Source organism: Thermococcus radiotolerans (assembly GCF_002214565.1).
Classification (GTDB): Archaea; Methanobacteriota_B; Thermococci; order Thermococcales; family Thermococcaceae; genus Thermococcus; species Thermococcus radiotolerans.
Genome location: NZ_CP015106.1, coordinates 1,582,425 through 1,600,828 on the forward strand (window position 1 = coordinate 1,582,425; position 18,404 = coordinate 1,600,828).

At 46.9% G+C, this 18,404-nt stretch carries 19 protein-coding genes; 6 read left to right on the top strand and 13 right to left on the bottom strand.

The window, feature by feature from the left end; genetic code table 11:
- Positions 1-25: 25 nt before the first annotated feature.
- Positions 26-640, top strand: a complete 615-nt coding sequence (locus A3L10_RS08805) for a hypothetical protein (protein ID WP_088867259.1) — start codon at positions 26-28, stop codon at positions 638-640.
- On the opposite strand, the gene A3L10_RS08810 is transcribed toward A3L10_RS08805, so the two are convergent.
- From A3L10_RS08810 to A3L10_RS08820, 3 genes are all read right to left on the bottom strand, one after another.
- A complete protein-coding gene (locus A3L10_RS08810; RefSeq protein ID WP_088867260.1) occupies positions 621-929 on the bottom strand; it encodes a transcriptional regulator in 309 nt (102 codons plus the stop codon). The two genes, A3L10_RS08805 and A3L10_RS08810, sit on opposite strands and share 20 nt — an antisense overlap.
- A 4-nt stretch (positions 930-933) precedes the next feature.
- A complete protein-coding gene (locus A3L10_RS08815) occupies positions 934-1,518 on the bottom strand; it encodes a hypothetical protein (protein ID WP_088867261.1) in 585 nt (194 codons plus the stop codon).
- Positions 1,519-1,605: 87 nt separating this feature from the next.
- Positions 1,606-2,577, bottom strand: coding sequence for a TIGR00269 family protein (locus tag A3L10_RS08820; protein ID WP_088867262.1), 972 nt, complete (start codon positions 2,575-2,577; stop codon positions 1,606-1,608).
- A 69-nt stretch (positions 2,578-2,646) separates the two neighbouring features.
- On the opposite strand from A3L10_RS08820, the gene A3L10_RS08825 reads away from it, so the two are divergent.
- Complete coding sequence (locus A3L10_RS08825) at positions 2,647-3,405, top strand: hypothetical protein (protein ID WP_088867263.1); 759 nt, start codon at positions 2,647-2,649, stop codon at positions 3,403-3,405.
- A gap of 1 nt (position 3,406) precedes the next feature.
- On the opposite strand, the gene A3L10_RS08830 is transcribed toward A3L10_RS08825, so the two are convergent.
- A complete protein-coding gene (locus tag A3L10_RS08830; RefSeq protein WP_088867264.1) occupies positions 3,407-4,540 on the bottom strand; it encodes a site-2 protease family protein in 1,134 nt (377 codons plus the stop codon).
- A 73-nt stretch (positions 4,541-4,613) separates the two neighbouring features.
- On the opposite strand from A3L10_RS08830, the gene A3L10_RS08835 reads away from it, so the two are divergent.
- Genes A3L10_RS08835 through A3L10_RS08845 form a run of 3 tightly spaced genes read left to right on the top strand, consistent with a single transcriptional unit; the run spans position 4,614 to position 7,924 of the window.
- The gene (locus tag A3L10_RS08835) at positions 4,614-5,729 is read left to right on the top strand and encodes a glycosyltransferase family 4 protein (protein ID WP_088867265.1); all 1,116 of its coding nucleotides are present in this window, start codon (positions 4,614-4,616) and stop codon (positions 5,727-5,729) included.
- Positions 5,730-6,686, top strand: a complete 957-nt coding sequence (locus A3L10_RS08840; protein WP_088867266.1) for a glycosyltransferase family 4 protein — start codon at positions 5,730-5,732, stop codon at positions 6,684-6,686.
- Positions 6,683-7,924, top strand: coding sequence for a glycosyltransferase family 4 protein (locus tag A3L10_RS08845; RefSeq protein ID WP_198362070.1), 1,242 nt, complete (start codon positions 6,683-6,685; stop codon positions 7,922-7,924). Before A3L10_RS08840 ends, A3L10_RS08845 begins: the two co-directional genes overlap by 4 nt.
- Here the strand turns inward: A3L10_RS08845 and A3L10_RS08850 are convergent.
- From A3L10_RS08850 to A3L10_RS08885, 8 genes are read right to left on the bottom strand one after another with little or no spacing between them, the layout of a single operon-like run.
- Positions 7,915-9,021 carry a glycosyltransferase family 4 protein gene (locus A3L10_RS08850; protein WP_157726923.1) on the bottom strand — a complete coding sequence of 369 codons (1,107 nt, stop codon included), beginning with the start codon at positions 9,019-9,021 and terminating at the stop codon, positions 7,915-7,917. The genes A3L10_RS08845 and A3L10_RS08850 overlap by 10 nt on opposite strands.
- A complete protein-coding gene (locus A3L10_RS08855; protein ID WP_088867269.1) occupies positions 9,018-10,397 on the bottom strand; it encodes a glycosyltransferase in 1,380 nt (459 codons plus the stop codon). Before A3L10_RS08855 ends, A3L10_RS08850 begins: the two co-directional genes overlap by 4 nt.
- A 3-nt stretch (positions 10,398-10,400) precedes the next feature.
- Positions 10,401-11,705, bottom strand: coding sequence for an FAD-dependent oxidoreductase (locus tag A3L10_RS08860; protein WP_088867270.1), 1,305 nt, complete (start codon positions 11,703-11,705; stop codon positions 10,401-10,403).
- Positions 11,702-12,676 (bottom strand): NAD-dependent epimerase/dehydratase family protein, encoded by a 975-nt coding sequence (locus A3L10_RS08865; protein WP_088867271.1) that lies wholly within the window; start codon positions 12,674-12,676, stop codon positions 11,702-11,704. Before A3L10_RS08865 ends, A3L10_RS08860 begins: the two co-directional genes overlap by 4 nt.
- Positions 12,646-13,656 (bottom strand): UDP-glucuronic acid decarboxylase family protein, encoded by a 1,011-nt coding sequence (locus A3L10_RS08870; protein ID WP_232460971.1) that lies wholly within the window; start codon positions 13,654-13,656, stop codon positions 12,646-12,648. Before A3L10_RS08870 ends, A3L10_RS08865 begins: the two co-directional genes overlap by 31 nt.
- Entirely contained in the window at positions 13,649-14,497 is an 849-nt protein-coding gene (locus tag A3L10_RS08875; RefSeq protein ID WP_088867273.1) for a UTP--glucose-1-phosphate uridylyltransferase, read from the bottom strand. Before A3L10_RS08875 ends, A3L10_RS08870 begins: the two co-directional genes overlap by 8 nt.
- A complete protein-coding gene (locus tag A3L10_RS08880; RefSeq protein ID WP_088867274.1) occupies positions 14,494-15,777 on the bottom strand; it encodes a UDP-glucose dehydrogenase family protein in 1,284 nt (427 codons plus the stop codon). The genes A3L10_RS08875 and A3L10_RS08880 overlap by 4 nt, the downstream gene beginning before the upstream one ends.
- Before the next feature lie 15 nt (positions 15,778-15,792).
- Complete coding sequence (locus tag A3L10_RS08885; protein WP_088867275.1) at positions 15,793-17,031, bottom strand: flippase; 1,239 nt, start codon at positions 17,029-17,031, stop codon at positions 15,793-15,795.
- Between the two features lie 126 nt (positions 17,032-17,157).
- Between A3L10_RS08885 and A3L10_RS08890 the strand changes: the two genes are divergently transcribed.
- Positions 17,158-17,958, top strand: a complete 801-nt coding sequence (locus A3L10_RS08890; protein WP_088867276.1) for a PIG-L deacetylase family protein — start codon at positions 17,158-17,160, stop codon at positions 17,956-17,958.
- Here A3L10_RS08890 and A3L10_RS08895 read toward each other — a convergent pair.
- Positions 17,955-18,404: a type II toxin-antitoxin system VapC family toxin gene (locus tag A3L10_RS08895; protein WP_088867277.1), complete on the bottom strand. Its 450-nt coding sequence runs from the start codon at positions 18,402-18,404 to the stop codon at positions 17,955-17,957. The two genes, A3L10_RS08890 and A3L10_RS08895, sit on opposite strands and share 4 nt — an antisense overlap.

Genomic DNA, 18,404 nt, shown 5'->3' on the forward strand with positions numbered 1-18,404 from the left:
GTAGTTTGAAAATCGCCCAGGACTGGTGGTAGATATAAACCGGGAAGAGCGTGTTGTTCTGGTATCATTATTCGTGCTTCTCATCGGGTTTTTAACCGGCCTCTATTACCGAAGGGTTGACCACATACTGAGGACTTCGTGGATGATAGCCTACCTTCTCGCCCTCCTGTGGCTTCCCCGAAAGTACAAACGGCCGGAGGGGACCCTCGGGGCCCTTCTCAGCCCCTTCTACAACGAGGGTATCACTGCCATAACATCGATTTTCCTTGCCGTTCATGCATCCCTCGTAAACGTTCCGTTCACAAACGTGGACCTTTTCAACGTCTCCTGCCGGAACGTGGACATGATAAGCCACTCCCTGGGGGGACTCGTCCTCTGGCTCTTCCTCGTGAGCATCCTCAGGGAGCTTTTCAGTGAGATGCCGTGGAGAAAGATGCTCCTCTACTCCTTCGCGCTCCTGCTGGTAATCGGGGTGGGCTGGGAAATAGCGGAGTGGTTTGGAAGCCACTTCACGGAGGGCATACTGAAGGAGACGATACCGAACAAGATAAGGGACGTCCTGATGGAACAGCTGGGTGCCCTCTTCGGGCTCTGGATGGTCACGAAGAAGGGCTATCCATTCAGTCCTCCGCGGAAATGAGTGATAGCGCTTCCTTCAGGGCCCTCAAATACTCCCCGGTTTCCTTCGCTCCCCTCTCCGTTATTCTAACGGCCGTTCGAGGTCTGTCTGCGATAACCTTGTAAATCTCGATGTAGCCCGCCTTTTCGAGGGCCTTAAGGTGCGAATCAAGATTGCCCGGCGTTACCTCCAGAACCTTCAAGAGGTCCCGGAAGAGAACCCTCCCCCGCGGGAGCAGATAGAGCATCACCCCTAACCTAATCGGATTTCCAAGTGTATGGTTCCTGCTCAGCTCTCTGAGGGCCTCCATGGTATCACCGCTCTATTGCCATGAAGGCTGAGTGGAGGTACCAGAGGGTTGTGAGGCTGAAGCCCAGGGAGATTCCAAAGGCCGCCAGTACAGTTGCGTTGGAGACTGTGCTGTAGGCTAAGGGTATGAGGAGTGCCGGTATCCCAAAGGCTGGGATCATTTCCCTCTCCCTCGTAAGGGCGAACATTCCTCCCACGGAGAACGAGATGAACGTGAGAAGGGCAACACCTATCTCGGTATCGACAGGCTTGTTGAGGGCCAGCGGCACCACGATCCACCCGAGAAGTACGCCCGTAATCCATATCCCCATTATCACCGCTCCTTCCTTCCAGGAACTCCCCGATATTCCCGCCAGTCTGACGTACCTCTTCCACACGTTGCCCGTGAACTTCATGGCAACTATAAACGCCACCGGCCAGTATATCAGGTTGAACTGCCACGGTAAATTTAGTACACCCATCATGACGTAGTAGAGGCTCATGATGGCCAGCCACACCCCAAAGTTCATTGCTCCGTACATCTTTCCCGCCGCTATGAGCTTGCCCTCCACCCTCTCGAGGACTTCCCTCAGCTCCTTAACCTCTTCCATGCGTCTCACCGATTAAGAATAGAACCCCCGGCTATTTATACCGTGGGGTTTCTCTGAGTTTCAGAATTAGGGACAACTGGGAAATGCTTATCCGACTCTAAAGGTCAGTCCCTTCTCCCTCGCCTTCCTCTCGACCTGCAGGCGGAACTGACAGGCCTTGCATATCTCTCCCGTCGTTGGCTGGCCGCATATCTTGCAGCGGTTCAGCTCGCTCGTTCTCTTCGTGTAGGTCTTCGCTATGAGTGGGAAGAGCTTGTCGTAGCTCCTCAGTATCTGGTACTTGGTTCCGGGGTGTTCCTCCTCCATCTCGTTTATCCAGTCCCTTATCTCCGCTCGGAAGGCCTCGACCGCGTAGGGACACTCGCTGAGGTCAACCTCTATATCGTTGAGAACTGCATACAGGACTATCTCCTTCTCCGGAATCTCTCGGAGAGGCTTTATCCTGGGAACCAGCTCCGGATGGATTTCCTCGTAGTAGGGACCGGTTCTTCCCAGCCGGGCTATGTCACCGCGCAGGATGTTCATTATGAACATCTGCACCTCGTCGTCGAGGTTATGGCCGACAGCTAACTTATCCGCGTCAACGTCTTTTGCGGCGTAGTTGAGTAGCCAGCGCCTCCAGACGCCGCAGTAGGAGCAGGCCCCGACACGCTCGCCCTTTTCAAAGCTCCCCATTATCTCAACCGTCTCGTCTAGGGTGAAGCCGATGTATTCCTTGAAGGAATAAATCCTGTGCTCTATGCCCAGCCTTTCCGCGTTTCTCTTGGCTATCTCCACGCTCGGAGGTCTGTACCCTGCTATCCCCTCGTCGATCGTTATCGCGACCAGCTCGAAGGGAAATTTCTCGCGGAGCTTCGCCAGGAGATGCATCAGGACTACACTGTCCTTTCCGCCGCTCACTCCCACGGCTATCCTCTCGCCCTTTTCTATGAGCCGGTACTTCTTGACGGTCTCCTTGAACTTCTTCTCCACCATCTCGTTGAAGTGTTTCTTACAGTAATACCTTCCCGTGTAGCGCGCGTGATAAACTGCAGGTCTGTTGCACTTAGAGCACTTCATGGGCTCACCGATGAAAGGTCGGGACATCGTTTAAAAAGGTTGGTTCCTTAAACTAACTGAGTGGGGCGTATGGAGAATGAGATTATCAAAACCGGGATTGATGAGCTGGATACCATGCTCGGGGGCGGCCTCCTCGACGACAGCCTAGTCCTCGTCATCTACGACACGAACTCCTTCGGCTGGGTGCTGGGGGTTGAAATCTTCAGGAGCCTCGTCAGCAGGAACGGCTTCGGCGTTGTCACCAACTACTCATTCCCTCTTAGCCTGTTGCAGAAGTACGGCAAGATGCTCGGTTTTGACGTGAGAAAGCTCGGTGAGTCGAGGGATATGGCGATAATTGACGTTTTCAGTGCCGTCAATGGCATAGCCGCCGACCTGCCCTTCGTGTATTCTCCAGGGGAGATCGATGCCAGCACGTACCTTCCAAAGATGGTTTCGGTGTACTACGAGATACTCCAAGAAATCGGCGAGAGGAAACCCATTGGGCTCACGATAACCCTCGACGGCTTCGCGTACCTCTTCGGGGAGGAGTCCACGATGAAGCTTCTCCAGAAGAACTTGGTGATGAAAGAGTCCGCCCGAGTCGCGGAAAGGAGAAAGAGACCCGTCAACATCTTCCTCCTCAATCAGGATAGGGTCTCAAAGCGCTTTATATCGTGGATATCGCAGTACGCGGAGCATATAATAGAGTTCAGCCACAGGGAGGCACCAGGAGTCGAGAAGATGGTAGTGAGAAAGTCTCTGCTGCCAGATTTTGAACCGTGCACCGCTGAGTTCCGCTTCTCAAAGGGAAAAATAAGGATAGTCCCGGAGAGGCTGGAGATTTAGCTCAACCGACCAGATTCGCCAGCGCGGGCCACAGGTTGAGCGCCAGCAGGAACAGGCCGACGCCTATCGTGAAGTACCTCACCGGCTTGGCTACCCTCTCCGGCAGATACGCCTTAACCACGTCGTCCAGCATCCTGCCTCCGTCGAGGGGCACCAGCGGGAAGAGGTTCATCAGGCCGATTCCGATGTTGAGCACGTATATCCAGTAGAACGTGAAGAACAGCGGAAGTACTATGTTCTCGTAACCGATTTTTGATACCACATGCTGGGCGGGATAGATGCCGATGTAGCCCTTCTCCGGATCCTCAGGATGCGCACCGAGCTTCAGCTGGAGGTTCAGTTCCTCTCCGTTTCGTAGAACCGTAAGCGTCACGACTTGACCGGGTTTGGTCGTGTTCATGAAGTTGATGAAGCTATCCATGTCCCTTATCTGCTGCCCGTCCATTGCGATTATGATGTCTCCCTGCTGGAGAATGCCGAACGCTGGACCATCCTCCAAAACCCCAGAAACGAGGATCCCTGCGGGCTGAAGAACGGGTGTTATTGCGAAGTTTATTATTAGGAGGGCTATAAGGGCTGTTGCGACGTTCGCGAGGGAACCGGCGCCGTAAACCCTCAGTCTCGAGCGGAGAGGGGCTTTCTCAAGTTCCTCCTCGTCCGGCTCGACGAAGGCACCAGGTATCACCGCGAGGAGAACCAAGCCCACCGATTTTAGTGGCAGGTCTTCGGCCCTGGCTACTATTCCGTGGCTCAGCTCATGAACCACCATGACAACGGCGAGGGCTATGAGGCCGTACCAGAGGGGTATTGTGACACCGGGGATGACTAACTGAACCCCGGACTGCTCGCCGCCGGTTTGGATGGTTCTCATTGCAGTCTTAAGAAGGGCGTAGAATACGTAGGCCATTCCAGCGAATCCAAGGACTATTCCAACGTCCGCATAAACCTTCCAGAAGCGCTTGGCTTTCCCTGCGAGGCTGTCTATGAGCCCGAGTAGCCTCTTGGTTCTCCACATTGCGATGAACAGGTCAACGGTCAGGCCCTCTTCCTTCTCCTCCCTTCTACCGAAGAGGGCGTAGAGGATCATCCAGAATGCGGCGATGCCAATGATGACTATGAGGAGTGTGCTATTCATTTTCAACACCCTTCTTCTGCTGGGCTAACTTCATTAGATGGTCTTATAAACGTTAGCGAACAACCATGTGGCGATGGAGGGCCTCAAGATAACCTTCGTTTACGATGTAGTCTATCCCTGGGTCAAGGGGGGAGTCGAGAAGAGGATTTACGAGCTCGCGGTGAGGTTAGCTAAATCTCATGAGGTTCACGTCTACGGTTACCGGCACTGGGAAGGGAGCGCTGAAATCGAGCGGGATGGGATTTACTATCACGGTACCGTTCGAGTTGGCAAACTCTACGTGGGTTCGAGGCGTTCAATTATTCCCCCAATGCGCCACGCGGTTTCACTCCTTTCTCAGCTTAAGGGTGAGCGCTTTGACGTCATAGACTGCCAGGCAAGTCCATACCTCCCCGCCTATTCTCTCAGGACTCTTGGTTTGGAGAATGTCTTCATAACATGGCATGAGTTCTGGGGGGACTATTGGTTTGAGTACCTTGGAGAGGCAGGCTTTTTGGGAAAAACCCTTGAGAAGGGTCTCTTCTCCTTTGAACGGCACATCTCAGTATCCCAGAAGACGAGGCTTGACCTCCTGAGTGCCGGCCTGAGAAGGCCCGTTTTTCTGGTCCCAAACGGGGTAGACTACGGCTTCATACGTTCCGTCAGACCTTCAGAGCTTGAGTCAGACTTCGTTTTCATCGGTAGACTGATTCCAGAGAAGGGCGTTGATTTTCTGTTGCGCTCCCTTGCGTTGCTCAAACGCGAGTTCCCGGACTTCAGGGGGATTATAGCGGGCGACGGTCCCGAGAGGAAAAAACTTGAGTTCCTCGCGAGAGAGCTTGGGATCGAGAAAAACGTTACTTTTACGGGCTTTCTCAGGGATTACGCCGACGTTATTGCACTTATGAAGGCCTCGAAGGTCTTCGCTTTCCCCTCACGGAGGGAAGGGTTCGGCATAGTCGTCATTGAAGCTATGGCATCGGAAGTTCCCGTCGTCACTGGGGAGCATCCCATGAACGCCTCGGTCCATCTTGTAGAGGACGGCAAAACAGGTTTCGTGGTGCCTCTCGACGAAGAACTCTTTGCTCGAGCCCTCTTGTTAGCTTATGACAATTCGAAAAAGCTTGGCTCCGTAGCAGGAGAAAGGGCCAGACGCTACGACTGGGATGAGGTCGTGAGAGTACTCCTTTCGGTTTACAGGGGTGGTTGAATGAAGATCTGCTTAATCGTTAGACATCTGAGTGCTAAAGCTGGGGGGATAGCAGTATACACGCGGAACCTCATCCGTGCCCTTGAGCGAGAGGGGCATGCGATTGAGCTCTCCCCAGAGGAGAGGTTTTCATACCTTCTCTGGCAGTTCCTTAGAGTTCCTCTCTGGCTCGTTCGCTCGAAATGTGACGTCTATCATGCAGTTGGGATTATTGAGGGGATAACACTTCCCCTTTTCAGGCGGAGGGCCGAGAAACGGATAACAATTCACGACATTATTCCCTTGAAGCATCCTAGGAAGGGATTTAAGGGATTATTTGAGCGGTTCTTCATCCGCCTTGGCCTAATCTCTGCAAGAAAATGTGACGTTATCTACGCAGTTTCCCACCTCACAAAGGTTGACCTTGTCCGTTTGGCTGGAATTCCAGAGAATAAAATCAAGGTTGTTCATCAGCCGATAGACGAACGCTTTTTCAGGGAGCCACTGGGAGAAGGAAAGTTCAGGGAACCGGGTAAGTTCATGCTCGGCTACATTTCCAGAATGGACTACCACAAGAGACACGCCCTCCTCGTTGAACTCTTTAAGTGCTGGGATAACCCGAACGCGAGGCTTCTTCTTGCTGGAGCAGGAGAGGAGTTTGAGAGGGTCAGAAAGCTAGCCGAAGGGGACCCGAGAATAAGGCTTCTCGGCTTCGTTCCCGATGAGGAGCTGGTTGAGTTCTACGATTCGCTCGACGTCTACGTCCATACCTCCAAATACGAAGGTTGGGGATTACCAATCGCTGAGGCCCTGGGGCGGGGAAAACCTGTCATAGTTTTTGAGGATGCAGAGATTCCAAGGGAGGTTAAGGATCTTTGCGTTACTGCATCCAATAATTCGTTTTCTGACATCGTTGAAGGCTTATTCTGGAATCGGAAACTCCTGCGGAAACTTTCCAATAGGAGGTGTCTTGGTTGAGAATACTTCTCGTTAGCTCGGGTTATCCCCCTGAAAAGCTAGGGGGGGCAGAATTCTACGTTAAGCACCTCGCTGAGGCACTGGTAGAGAGACACGATGTTCACGTCTTCACTTCCGTTATCCCTGCTGGCAGAACCGACGTCAGAAACGGTGTTGTTCTTCATGGGTCGACTTCCCCACACCCGCTCGATGGCCTCTTTATCTCCAGGAGTTACTCTAATAGACGTATTGCAGTTGAGTTCTTGAATACCCTTAAAGAGGTGGAACCGGATGTTGTCCACTTTCACAATATCTGGGGTTTCAGAAACGGATTTCTGCCAGAGCTTGCCAACTCAGAGGGATATAAAACACTGATTACACTTCATGATTACTGGTTTATCTGCCCAACCAATGTTCTCATGTTTAAAAAGGTTGAACTTTGTTCGGGTCCTGAGTCGGTTAAGTGCTCTGTCTGCTGGAATCACATAGTTTCTTGGCTGGTTTCGAGAAAGTATGGCATTCCATCCGCGCTGGTTAGGGGTTTTATTTCCTCCTTCAATAGACCATCTCACTTCAGGAGGCGTTTGGCCCATCTTATCAATGTTCTGGCCTCAGTGGACTTTTTGATAGCCCCATCGAAGTTTCTGCGGGCGTTCTTTGTGTCCCATGGTGTTCCAGAAGAGAAAGTGATTCACATCCCTAACGGCTATCCTCACACTTCCTTCGAGGGATTCAGGAAGGAGAAAGATACGGATAGTATTGTTTTTGGCTTTGTTGGAGTCCCAAGTTACCAAAAAGGAACGCATGTTGCCATTAAAGCCGTTCGGGCAATTAGAGGTGACTTTGAGTTTAGAATTTACGGGGGTGGTGGAGACCCCGCGTACCTCGAGGAACTGAAGAAACTCTCGCAGGGAGATCGCCGGATAAAGTTCATGGGGAGGTTCTATAGGGTTGCTGAGCCATATTCAAAGATTGATGTCCTTGTATTTCCTTCTCTTTCCTATGAGAACTGTCCTCTGGTGCTCGCAGAATCTGCGTTGAGTGGGACGCCTGTTTTAGCGTCCAACATCGGCGCGATTCCTGAGTTCGTTGTTGATGGTAGGGATGGTTTTCTCTTTGAGCCTGGAAACTGGCGTCAGCTTGCAGGGTTGATGGAGAGGTTCGTTGAGGAGCCTTTCCTTGTTACAGAGCTCGTTCCCAAGTGGAAGCCTAAGGACATGAAAGACCACGTAAGGGATGTGGAAACCCTTTATTCGTGAAGCTCTATAGCCTTTTTTATGGCTTTCTCTATTGTTTTAGCTCCTTTAGAGATGTCAGTTAGCTTTTTTCCGGACTTCTTTGCGTGGACTTTAAGTTTTCTGAGGAGTTTTTTGTTTTCGACAAGATGCGCTAGTACTTCACGGATGGTGTTTGGGTTTCCCGGTTCGACAATAAAGCCGTTCTTCCCATTAACGACAGCATCTACTGCCCCTGCGGCGGTAGTAATAATTACTGGAAGGCCGTAATAGAATGCCTCGTTGACGACGAAGCCCCATGGGTCGTGAAGTGTTGGGAATACAAAAACATCTGAGTTGATGTATAACTGGGCCTTAAGTTCCCCGTCAACGTATCCTGGAAACTCAATGTTCCCGCATTCTTCGGCCTCTTCTTTAAGAGTCTTCTCATAGTCTCCGGACCCTGCGAGCGTTAGTTCTACTTCTTTCATTCCACATAGTGCTCTTATCAGGTGCTTGAACCCTTTCCTTCTCTCAAAGTATCCCAATGCTAGAGCCTGAAGCCGCCAGGTTTTTTTCACGTTCTTTTCTTTCCCCACTAGAGCTTCTGATAGTAATTCCTGGGGATAGTATTGAGTTGTCCCAGGAGCTATTTTATGTGGTTTCACCCCCCTCCTCACGAGGAAGTTTAGGCTTTTTGAGCTGTACACTACGAATGAGTTCCCCATACTATAAAGAAACCTTTTGAGAATCTCGTCAGCCTTTCTAAGGATAAATTTTCTCTCTTCTGTGTATTCGGTATCGAGATGACCGACCCAGAGGACCAAGGGTTTGCAGGCGAGTTTTGTAAACATCACTGAGATAAGAATGAGAGGGTATATATCCACATTGTCCGCTATCACTACAACATCGCTATCTTTTAGTTCCTTAAACAAGCCCCATGGGGCGTTGAGAACGTAGCTTCCGACTTTAATCTCTGGGAGAACTCTCCACCTAAACCTCTTTCCGAGAGGAATGTTCCACAGTCTCTTCGGATCTTTTTTTCTTCCAAATATCACCTTTGTTTTAAACCCTTTTCCGAGCTCATCGAAAAGAAAAATCCTGTAAGGGGCCATCTCGTTGTGGATTATTACGATTCTCATGGAATCGTCTCTCCTGTGTTGCATGGATCAAATTGTCTTCTTTGAATAGCGGGTGTTTTATATATGAATGCATAGTACATCATTGCTCCTAATGTTAGGGGCACAACAAGTAATAGGGTCAATATAGCTCCAATCAGGATTTTTGTTATCCTTTTAATAATTCTTTCGTTATATATAATGTGTATTTTGTTATCTTCTGTTGATAAGTTTATCGTCCATATACTTCCAAACAGAAGGAGTAAGTATCCCGCATGTGGTGTTAGGGGTTCCAATAGTATCAGTATTCTTGACCTGTGCTTGATTATCTCTGATATGTATTTTATTTGTTTTCTAATAGATGGTGTGTCTCTTATTTCTATAAACCTGTGTTTATCAAGTATTTTTGCTTTTTTAATTCTAGTTATTACCTCGGAATTTTTGTAGTATATAAATAGTGTAGCTTCCGGGCCATGTTTTTTGATATGATCAATATCAACAACATGCGAGGATTTGATTATCGGAAACTTATATGGGGCTTTTCCAAGTCTTTGGGTAAACGCATCGCGAATAGCTAACAAGAACGAGTTCGTGAATATTTTAGGGTTCATATATATTGTTGATAATGTAATATTAATAATTCCCCATGACAACAAGGTGTTGAATACATTCTTTGCTTTGTATATATCGTTATGTAATTTTGTAATAACAATGTAATTTCTTAATAGATAATAATTAGCTAAAGGACTTGGAATTATTTTTATGGGGTGATAATACCTAGAGTCAATTCTTGTTATCCTGTATCTTTTTTTGGAGATCCTAGTTGTTAATTCATAATCATCTGCCTTTAAAAACAAATTAAATATTGGTAGTCCGCAGTTTTCTAAGATATCCCTTGGAATACAAAGGTAATGAAGAGGAGACGTTGTTATTTTGGTCTTTTCTTTACTAAATCCGGTAATATTGCCTCCAAACAAATTGGTAGGTATAACAACGGCCTTTTCTTTAGTTGCTTTTTTTAAAATATCCTCTACAAGGGTTATATCTATTGGTTGGGCATCATTGTCTGATAAAATTATATAATCATATCCCTGCGAAAGTGCATATACTGCCCCAATATATTGAGCTCCACTACTTCCGTAATTTTTTTTAAGTTCTATGACAGTAACATCTGGGAATTCCCTTATTATTTTTTCAAATGTTCTATCATTAGATGCATTGTCGATAATAATAATCTCTGGAGATATCGTTTGTTTCTTGAGTAACTCAATTGTTTTTTTAGTTATATTATATTGGTTGTATGTTGGTATTACAATACAGCACATATTTTTTCTTTTCGGGGATTTATAAATCCTCTTGATGTATCCTTTGCACAAATTAAAATCCCACTTTGTGTTCATGGTTTATGCCCCCCTAATAATTTTGTTTTTAATTGTCCTTATTGTGTCAGAGATAGTCTCGTCCATATTCATGTATCTAAATTTTCCAAGTCTTCCGACAGTTATCACGTTTTTGAAGTTGTTAATTAGTTTAGTGTTATACTTTAAATTTTCTAATGTTTCAAAGGTTAATACTGGATAGGTATATGCCTCTTTCCACACATCCCAGTTTATTATATCCTCTTGGGATACTAGTCCTAATGATTCCAAAAACTGAGTGGTCCTATTGACTATTTCTGGATTGGCCATCTTCCACATCTTGGAATCTTTATTGATGTGATACTCTATTGTGATCCAAGTGTTCCCATGGTATTTATTTAATAGGGATGGTTGTTCAAATATTCTCGTAAAGGGATAGTTTTCCTCGTTGAGATATATCCAATTAGCCGGCAATATTGGAAATTCTCTATTTAACTCTAAAAATACTACAATTGAAGATCTAAATATCAGGGGTTTAGGTTTAGCTCCTAATTTTAATAACAATTCATCCAGCGGCATCGAGGATATTAAGATATCACAATCAAGCCTCACGATTTCGTTTGTGTTTTTATTGAGTACTCTTAGTTTATATGCCCCTCCAGTATTGGTTATGCTTAGCACTTCCGAATTAAAAAGTAGTCTTACTTTATTTTTGTGTCTTTGTATTTTTTCAAAAAGAAAATTCGTGATCTCTTTAATCCCATTTTTATGATAAACTTCCCATTCATTAACCCCAAAGAACGTTTTGTCATTGACTCTGAAGGATATCCTTTTAGGGGCCCACTCCGAAGGTATTTGGGTGGGAGAAATTCCCCATAATTTTTTTGTATATTTTTCAAAGAATATTTTATATAATGTATCCCCTACCAATCCGCGCACAAATTCACTAAAATTTGTAGCTTCATGTTTATTGTTAGGACATAGTTTGTACAGTTCTATTAATACCTTCCTTTGCAATTCTTTGGGCAAATTAAGGATACTATCAACTGACAATGGATAATCATAGAACTTTTTGTTCCAGTATGATTTTGCAATTGTTTTAATGTCGTAAAAGCCTCTCTCTTTAAGTTCTTGTTTCATTAGGGATAGTATTAACTCATCATGTGAATGAAATATATGCGGGCCAAAGTCATAAAACTTGTTACCTATGTATCTAGTATTGACAAGTCCTCCAACATGGTTTTTCTTTTCGATGATATGTATATCCCTGAATTCCTGTGGTACTTGCTCTAGTAACGTCCAAGCAGCAGTAAGCCCACTAATTCCCGCTCCAATAATGCATGCATTCATTTTTGCACCCCCCTGTGGTAATATTGGATAGTGGTCCTTAAGCCTTTAATAAGAGATACTTTTGGATTCCATCCCAATGCTTTTTTAGTCTCTGTTATATCTGCATAGAATCTTTCAACTTCATTTGTAGGCGAGTTTTCTTGAATTACAATATTACTGTTTGAGTTTGTTAATCTCACTATTAATTGCGCAAGCCTAATCAAACTTGTGCCATTGCCAGAACCGAGGTTTAAAGTGTATCCATTTATATTGTCGAATCTTTTAATAGCTTGGTCAAATGCAGATACTATGTCGTTAATATACACAAAATCAAGAATTTTGGATTTTCCTTTTATAATCAATGGCTCATTAGAGAGGGCATTTTGGATAAATATTGGGATTACTCTATCTTTATCTCCTGGTCCATATACATTAGCTATCCTAAAAATAATATATTTCAGATTATTTTTCATGCCCAGCTGTTTGATTATAAATTCACCCCATACTTTAGAAGCACCATATATATTGGCAGGGTTAAGGGGATGAGACGTTGATACTGGTAGTCGAAGTGCATTCCCATACACTTCTCTTGATGAAGCAAAAATCATCGGTTTGTGGAACTTATTACATAGGATTGCAACTATCGAGGTTCCTTTGACATTATAATCAAATGTTAGCTCTGGATTGTTATTCGCTTCGTTAACTCTTGAGATTGCAGCCAAGTGAATGACGAGATCAGTATTTTTTATTAATTGGCTCATTAAGTTCTCATTAGTTATATCCCCTATACTGGTTGCTTCTTTTAAAAATCTTGCACTGTCATCATTATTGTAGTATCTCTCAATCTCATTAAAGTTCCATCGATGTATATTGTCTATTATTTGTACTTCATACCCTGACTCTAGAAGGTGAAATGCTAAATATCTGCCTATGAAGCCTAGTCCTCCTGTTATTAATACTTTCATTCTCGGTGCCTCCTTGCTCTGAACCATTCTATGGTTCTCTTCAATCCATCCTCGAGCTTAACCTTCGGTTCCCAGCCGAGCAACTTCTTGGCCTTGGTTATATCCGGACACCTTCTCTGAGGATCGTCCGGAGGTAGTGGGTGGAACTCTATAGGCGAATCAGAGTTTGTTAATCTCTTTATGATGTGAGCCAGTTCAAGGATCGTGATCTCGCGGGGATTTCCCATGTTAACGACTTCGCCCTTAGCATTCTCCGCGATTGCAAGCTTGATCACCCCAGTTATCAAGTCAGTAACGTAGCAGAAGCTCCTCGTCTGATCACCCTCACCGAAGACCGTTATTGGCTTGCCTGCGAGGGCCTGGGTTATGAATCTCGGAACGACCCTACCGTAAATTCCATCGGCTCTCATCCTGGGGCCGTACGTGTTGAATATCCGGACTATTTTAGTATCAACTCCGTATTGCCTGTAGTAAGCCATTGTTACTGCCTCACCAAGTCTCTTGGATTCGTCGTAGCAACTTCTAATGCCTATTGGATTAACGTACCCCCAGTAGCGCTCTGGGGTAGGTACGACCTTTGGCTGACCATAAATCTCGCTCGTTGAGGCAAAAACAAACCTTGCGTTATATCTCCTAGCGAGTTCAAGCATGTTTCTCGTGCCGAGCGTGTTTGAGTCTATAATCTCGAGCGGATAGTGCTCGAACTCAAACGGAGAAGCCCTCGAAGCAAAGTGAAAGATAAAGTCAATCTTCTCATTTATAGTCAAAAGCTTGGAGACGTCGTGCTCTATAAACATGAAGTTCTCATTGCCCTCCAAGTGAGATATGTTCTCCCACAGACCACTTGCAAAGTTATCTACGCAGTAAACCGTTGCTCCCTTCTCTATAAGGGCCTCACAGAGCCAGGAACCTAGGAACCCAGCACTTCCAGTAACAAGCACAGTCTTTCCCCCGAACTCTGCATCCTTGGTTTCCCGGGTTATCTCTTTCACGTCCTCTTTAATCATCCCTACCACCCACCAGCGACAGCAATAACTCTCTGAGTCTCTCACCAACTTCTTCATCTTTCAAGGCAAGTTCAATATTTGCTCTCAGCCAGTCGAAGATATTTCCGATATCATATCTATTTCCTCCAAAGATATACCCATAGATGTCAATTCCATCCTTTACCATAAGCTCAAGGGCATCTGTCAGCTGGATCTCTCCTTTCTTATCGGGCTTGACTTTCTCAAGATACTCAAAAATTTCGGAAGTTAAAATATACCTCCCTAATATGGCAAGATTCGAAGGGGCACTTTTTACATCCGGCTTTTCCACAAGGGACTCTATTTTGAATATCTCTCCCGGCTCAGCCTTGCTCACAATTCCATAAAGTGACACCTTTTCCCAGGGTACTTCTTCCACAGCTATTAACGGGGCGTTGACATTTTCATACATCTCTATGAGTTCTGCTGTACACGATGGGATTGTGATGGTATCCCCTAAAATGAGAGCAAAGGGTTCATCATTGACGAAAGCCTGTGCGTATTTGACTGCATCACCCAGACCTTTTTGATATCTCTGCCTGATGTAATAAATGCTAACATCTTCAAGAATTTCATTCAGTTTTTCAAGGTATGTGTTGTTTACATTATGATCATACTTATCAAAGTGGTCTTCAATAGCCCTCTTGTGCTTTCCAGTGATAATCAAGATTTCTCTAATTCCTGCCGCATAAGCTTCTTCAACAATGTACTGAATCGTGGGTTTTCTTACTACTGGTAGCATTTCTTTTGGCTGGGCCTTTGTTAGGGGTAGCATCCTCGTTCCCAGTCCAGCCGCGGGAATGACGGCTTTTCTGACCCTCACCAGCACACCCCCTCGTAAATTTTCGCGTTCTTCTCTGCGGCTCTCACACGCCTCCCGTCGATTACAATCTTCCCCGAATAATCCAACTCCTCAAACTCCCCCCACTCTGTAACGATGAGAACAAAATCTGTGGCTCTGAGGACGTCCTCGGCGGACTCAGAGTACACAATTTTTTCTCCAACATCAGGGTAGGATTGCTTAAAGTTCTTCATCGCCTGAGGGTCGTAAGCTATAACTTTAGCTCCCTCGTTGAGGAGCTTCTTGATGATGGCATAGGCTCTCGTTTCCCTCACGTCATCCGTGTCCGGCTTGAAGGCCAGTCCCAGGACTCCAACGGCTTTCCCCTTAAGCTCTGGAACGTGCTTCTTGAGGAGTTCGATGAGTTTAAGCGGTTGCCTTTCGTTCACCTCCACGACGGCCTTCAGTATTACCGGCTCTTCACTGATTTCTTCAGCTTTATTGATGAGTGCTTTAACGTCCTTTGGGAAGCAGGAGCCGCCCCAGCCGATTCCAGTTCTAAAGAAGTGCGGACTAATCCGATGGTCGAGACCGACGCCTTCGAAGACTTTCCACGAGTCAATACCGAGCTTCTTACAGATGTTTCCAATCTCGTTGGCAAAACTGATTTTTGTCGCCAGAAAGGCGTTTGAAGCGTACTTAATCATCTCCGCGGTTTTAATGTCGGTGAAGAGTTTCGGCGCGTCTATCGGCTGATAGAGTTCCTCGAGAATCTCTCTCGTCCTCTCGTCCTGAACGCCGATGACGATTCTATCAGGGTTCAGGAAGTCCCTCAATGCAACGCCCTCGCGGAGGAATTCGGGATTCATTGCTAAACCAAAGTCTTTGAAGGCTTTTTTATCGGAGTGCTCTTCCAGAATCGGCTTTACGACTTCCTCGGTTGTGCCTGGCAGAACCGTGCTCTTGACAACGACAACGTGGTAGGAGTCCTTCTCCTTCAAAACCTTCCCGATTTCTTCGGCGGCTTGTTTGACGTAGGTTAGATCAATCGAGCCGTCTTCTCGTGAGGGGGTTCCAACGCAGATGAAAGTGACTTCAGAGTTGAGAATCGCCTCGCGATAATCGTTAGTTGCATGATAGCGCCCGTTAAAATCCTTCATTAGCTTGCCCAAACCTTCCTCGTAGATCGGTGGCTCTGCATTGTTTATCATTTCAATTTTTCTCTCATCAACGTCCACGAAAATAACTTCGTTTCCGAGCTTAACGAATCCCATGCCCGTGACGAGGCCCACATAGCCAGAACCCACAATGGATATCTTCATCAAGTTCCCCCCTAGTTACCTCCTGACGTTGTTTAAGTTGAGATAGATGTTTAAAACACTTGCTACTCCTTGGCTAACTACTGTTGCCATTGCTGCTCCAATTGCTCCATATTGAATTATTAAGAGATAATTAAGAGCAATGTTAAGAACTGCTGTAAACCCTGTTATCTTTGTGAATGTTAGTTCTCTGCCTATGGCATTCATATAACTGCCTAGGAGTGAATTAAGGAACATAAACGGTAGTGCAAACGCTAGGATTCTTAAGATAGGGATACTTGGTAAAAATGTTTTTCCAAAGACTATGATGATCCCCATCTTTGAGAAGACGTAATATCCAGTAGTTCCACCAATTCCCATAAGTGAAAGTATCTGGAAGCTCTTTTTAAACAGTACTCTTAGGGTTTCTCTGTCTTCTTTCCATAGTCTTGCCATTGAAGGCATAGTCGTTGAAACAACGATACTTGGAATAAAAAGGGAGACTTCAATTAGGGTATAAGCCGCGCGGTAAATTCCTGTCTCATAGTCTCCCTTCAGGAGGCTAAGCATCACCATATCTGTGCGATAATAAATCAGTGTAAATAGTCCGATAAGCCAGAAAGGATAAGATTTTTTCAGAAGTTTTCTCCATGTTACTGGATCAAAGCGAAGTGAGATCTTATTAATAAAGTGAAGTCCCCAAATGATCCTAAGGGACTCTCTCATAACGTACCCTCCAAGAAGAGCAATCACGAATGGTGAGAGAGACTTGAGTGTATATATGACCACCCCTCCGACGAAGAATGCCCAAAACCTCTCGATGGTCTTGGCGATTGCATCGTACTTTGTAACCTCGTGGGCATACATTATATTGACAAAAATCCCAGCGATCCAAGTCAACATGGCTTCCGCTCCGGCTAGAACGATAAGAACCTTCATCCACTCCGGCTTTGGGAGGAAAATCGTGAGTCCGACGATTATCAGGAAGTTGATGACTGCCAGAACTATCTTGAATCCGAGGACATCGGGAAGAAGCTCGGGAAGCTTCTCCTTGTCCCTCGCGACCTCCCTCATGAAATAGAACCCGACGCCCAGATCGGAGAATATCCCGAGGAGTCCCACGTAGTAGAAAATGAAGGAGTACTGGCCGAGTCCCTCCGGCCCCAGCGTCCTGCTCAAAAGGACGATTATACCGTACGCTAATATCTTTGAGATTACCTCCGCCCCAAACAGCCATCCCGCGTTCTTTATCAGGCGTAGTTTTAGCGTCTCCGGCATAGCCCTCACTTCCGAAACGGTGCAGGGTTAAAAAGCCTTTTTGGGCGGCAGTTATATCTTCTGCCGAACTTATAAATGCCGCCATATTTATAAGCACTGGGGTACAACGTTGATGAGGTGTTGGCGATGTTCGAGGACATCGATAACTTTGATGAGGCCTTTGAAAAGCTCCTCGAAGAGCTTGAATTCGACCTCTCGAATCCATTTGAGGAAGTCGAAAAGGTTCTGTGCATCGAGCCCCACCCGGACGACTGCGCCATAGGCTTGGGGGGCACGATAAAGAAGCTGACGGATGCTGGGATAGAGGTAGTCTACGTCTGCATGACCGACGGCTCAATGGGGACGCTCGATGATGACCTGAGCTCCCACGAGCTTGCCATCGTGAGAAAGCGCGAGGAAGAAGAGAGTGCGAGGATGCTCGGCGTCAAAAGGATAATCTGGCTTGACTACCGGGACACCGAGCTTCCCTACACGAGGGAGATCAGAAAAGACTTGGTAAAGGTAATCCGCGCCGAGAAACCGGACGCGGTTCTCGCCCCCGACCCCTGGCTCCCCTACGAGGCCCATCCGGACCACAGGAGGACGGGCTTCCTGGCCCTCGACGCCGTGGCCTTCTCCCAGCTTCCCAACTTCGGGAGCACCGACGTGGCGGCCGGCCTGAAACCCCACCAGGTCGAGGTCTTTGGCTTCTACTACACTGCAAAGCCCAATTACTTCATGGACATAACCGACGTCATGGAGCTCAAGCTGAGGGCGATACGGGCCCACAGAAGCCAGTTCACCGATGACGTCTGGGAGAAATGGGAGCCCTTCCTGAGGACGGTGGCCCTCTACTACGGTAAAAAGGCAGGAGTGAAGTACGCCGAGGGGCTGCGCTTCATGCCGGGTATGTTCCTGCACATAACGCCCTTCGCGGAGCTGATTTAACCCAGCTCCATCTTCACCATTATCTCAAGCTCCTTCAGGAACTTTTCTAGGGGCATCGTGTCCAGGCCGAACTGCCTGATGGATTCGTACCTCTTGGGATCGTCCGTGACGAGCAAACTGCCCGTGCAGATTGCCGTTGCCGCGGTAAGGATGTCCTCAAGGTCGAGCATCTTCCCCTTCTGGAGGAGCTGGGCCTCTATCTGGGCCGCTTTGACGAGTATCTCATCGTTCAGGGGAACTATTGTGTAGATGTCCCTCAGTACCTCCAGCTCCCTCTCGACGTTCTTCTTGAGGTACGCCCGAACCGAAAGGTAGCGGTAGAGCGTGATGGCCGAGAGCGAGACGGTGAACTTGGCCAGCGTTATCTCCAGCTGTCTCTTTCTGCCCGCGGTGTGCATCCTGAGGAGCGTCCGGCTGTCGAAGGTTATCTCAGATGGGAGCGGCAT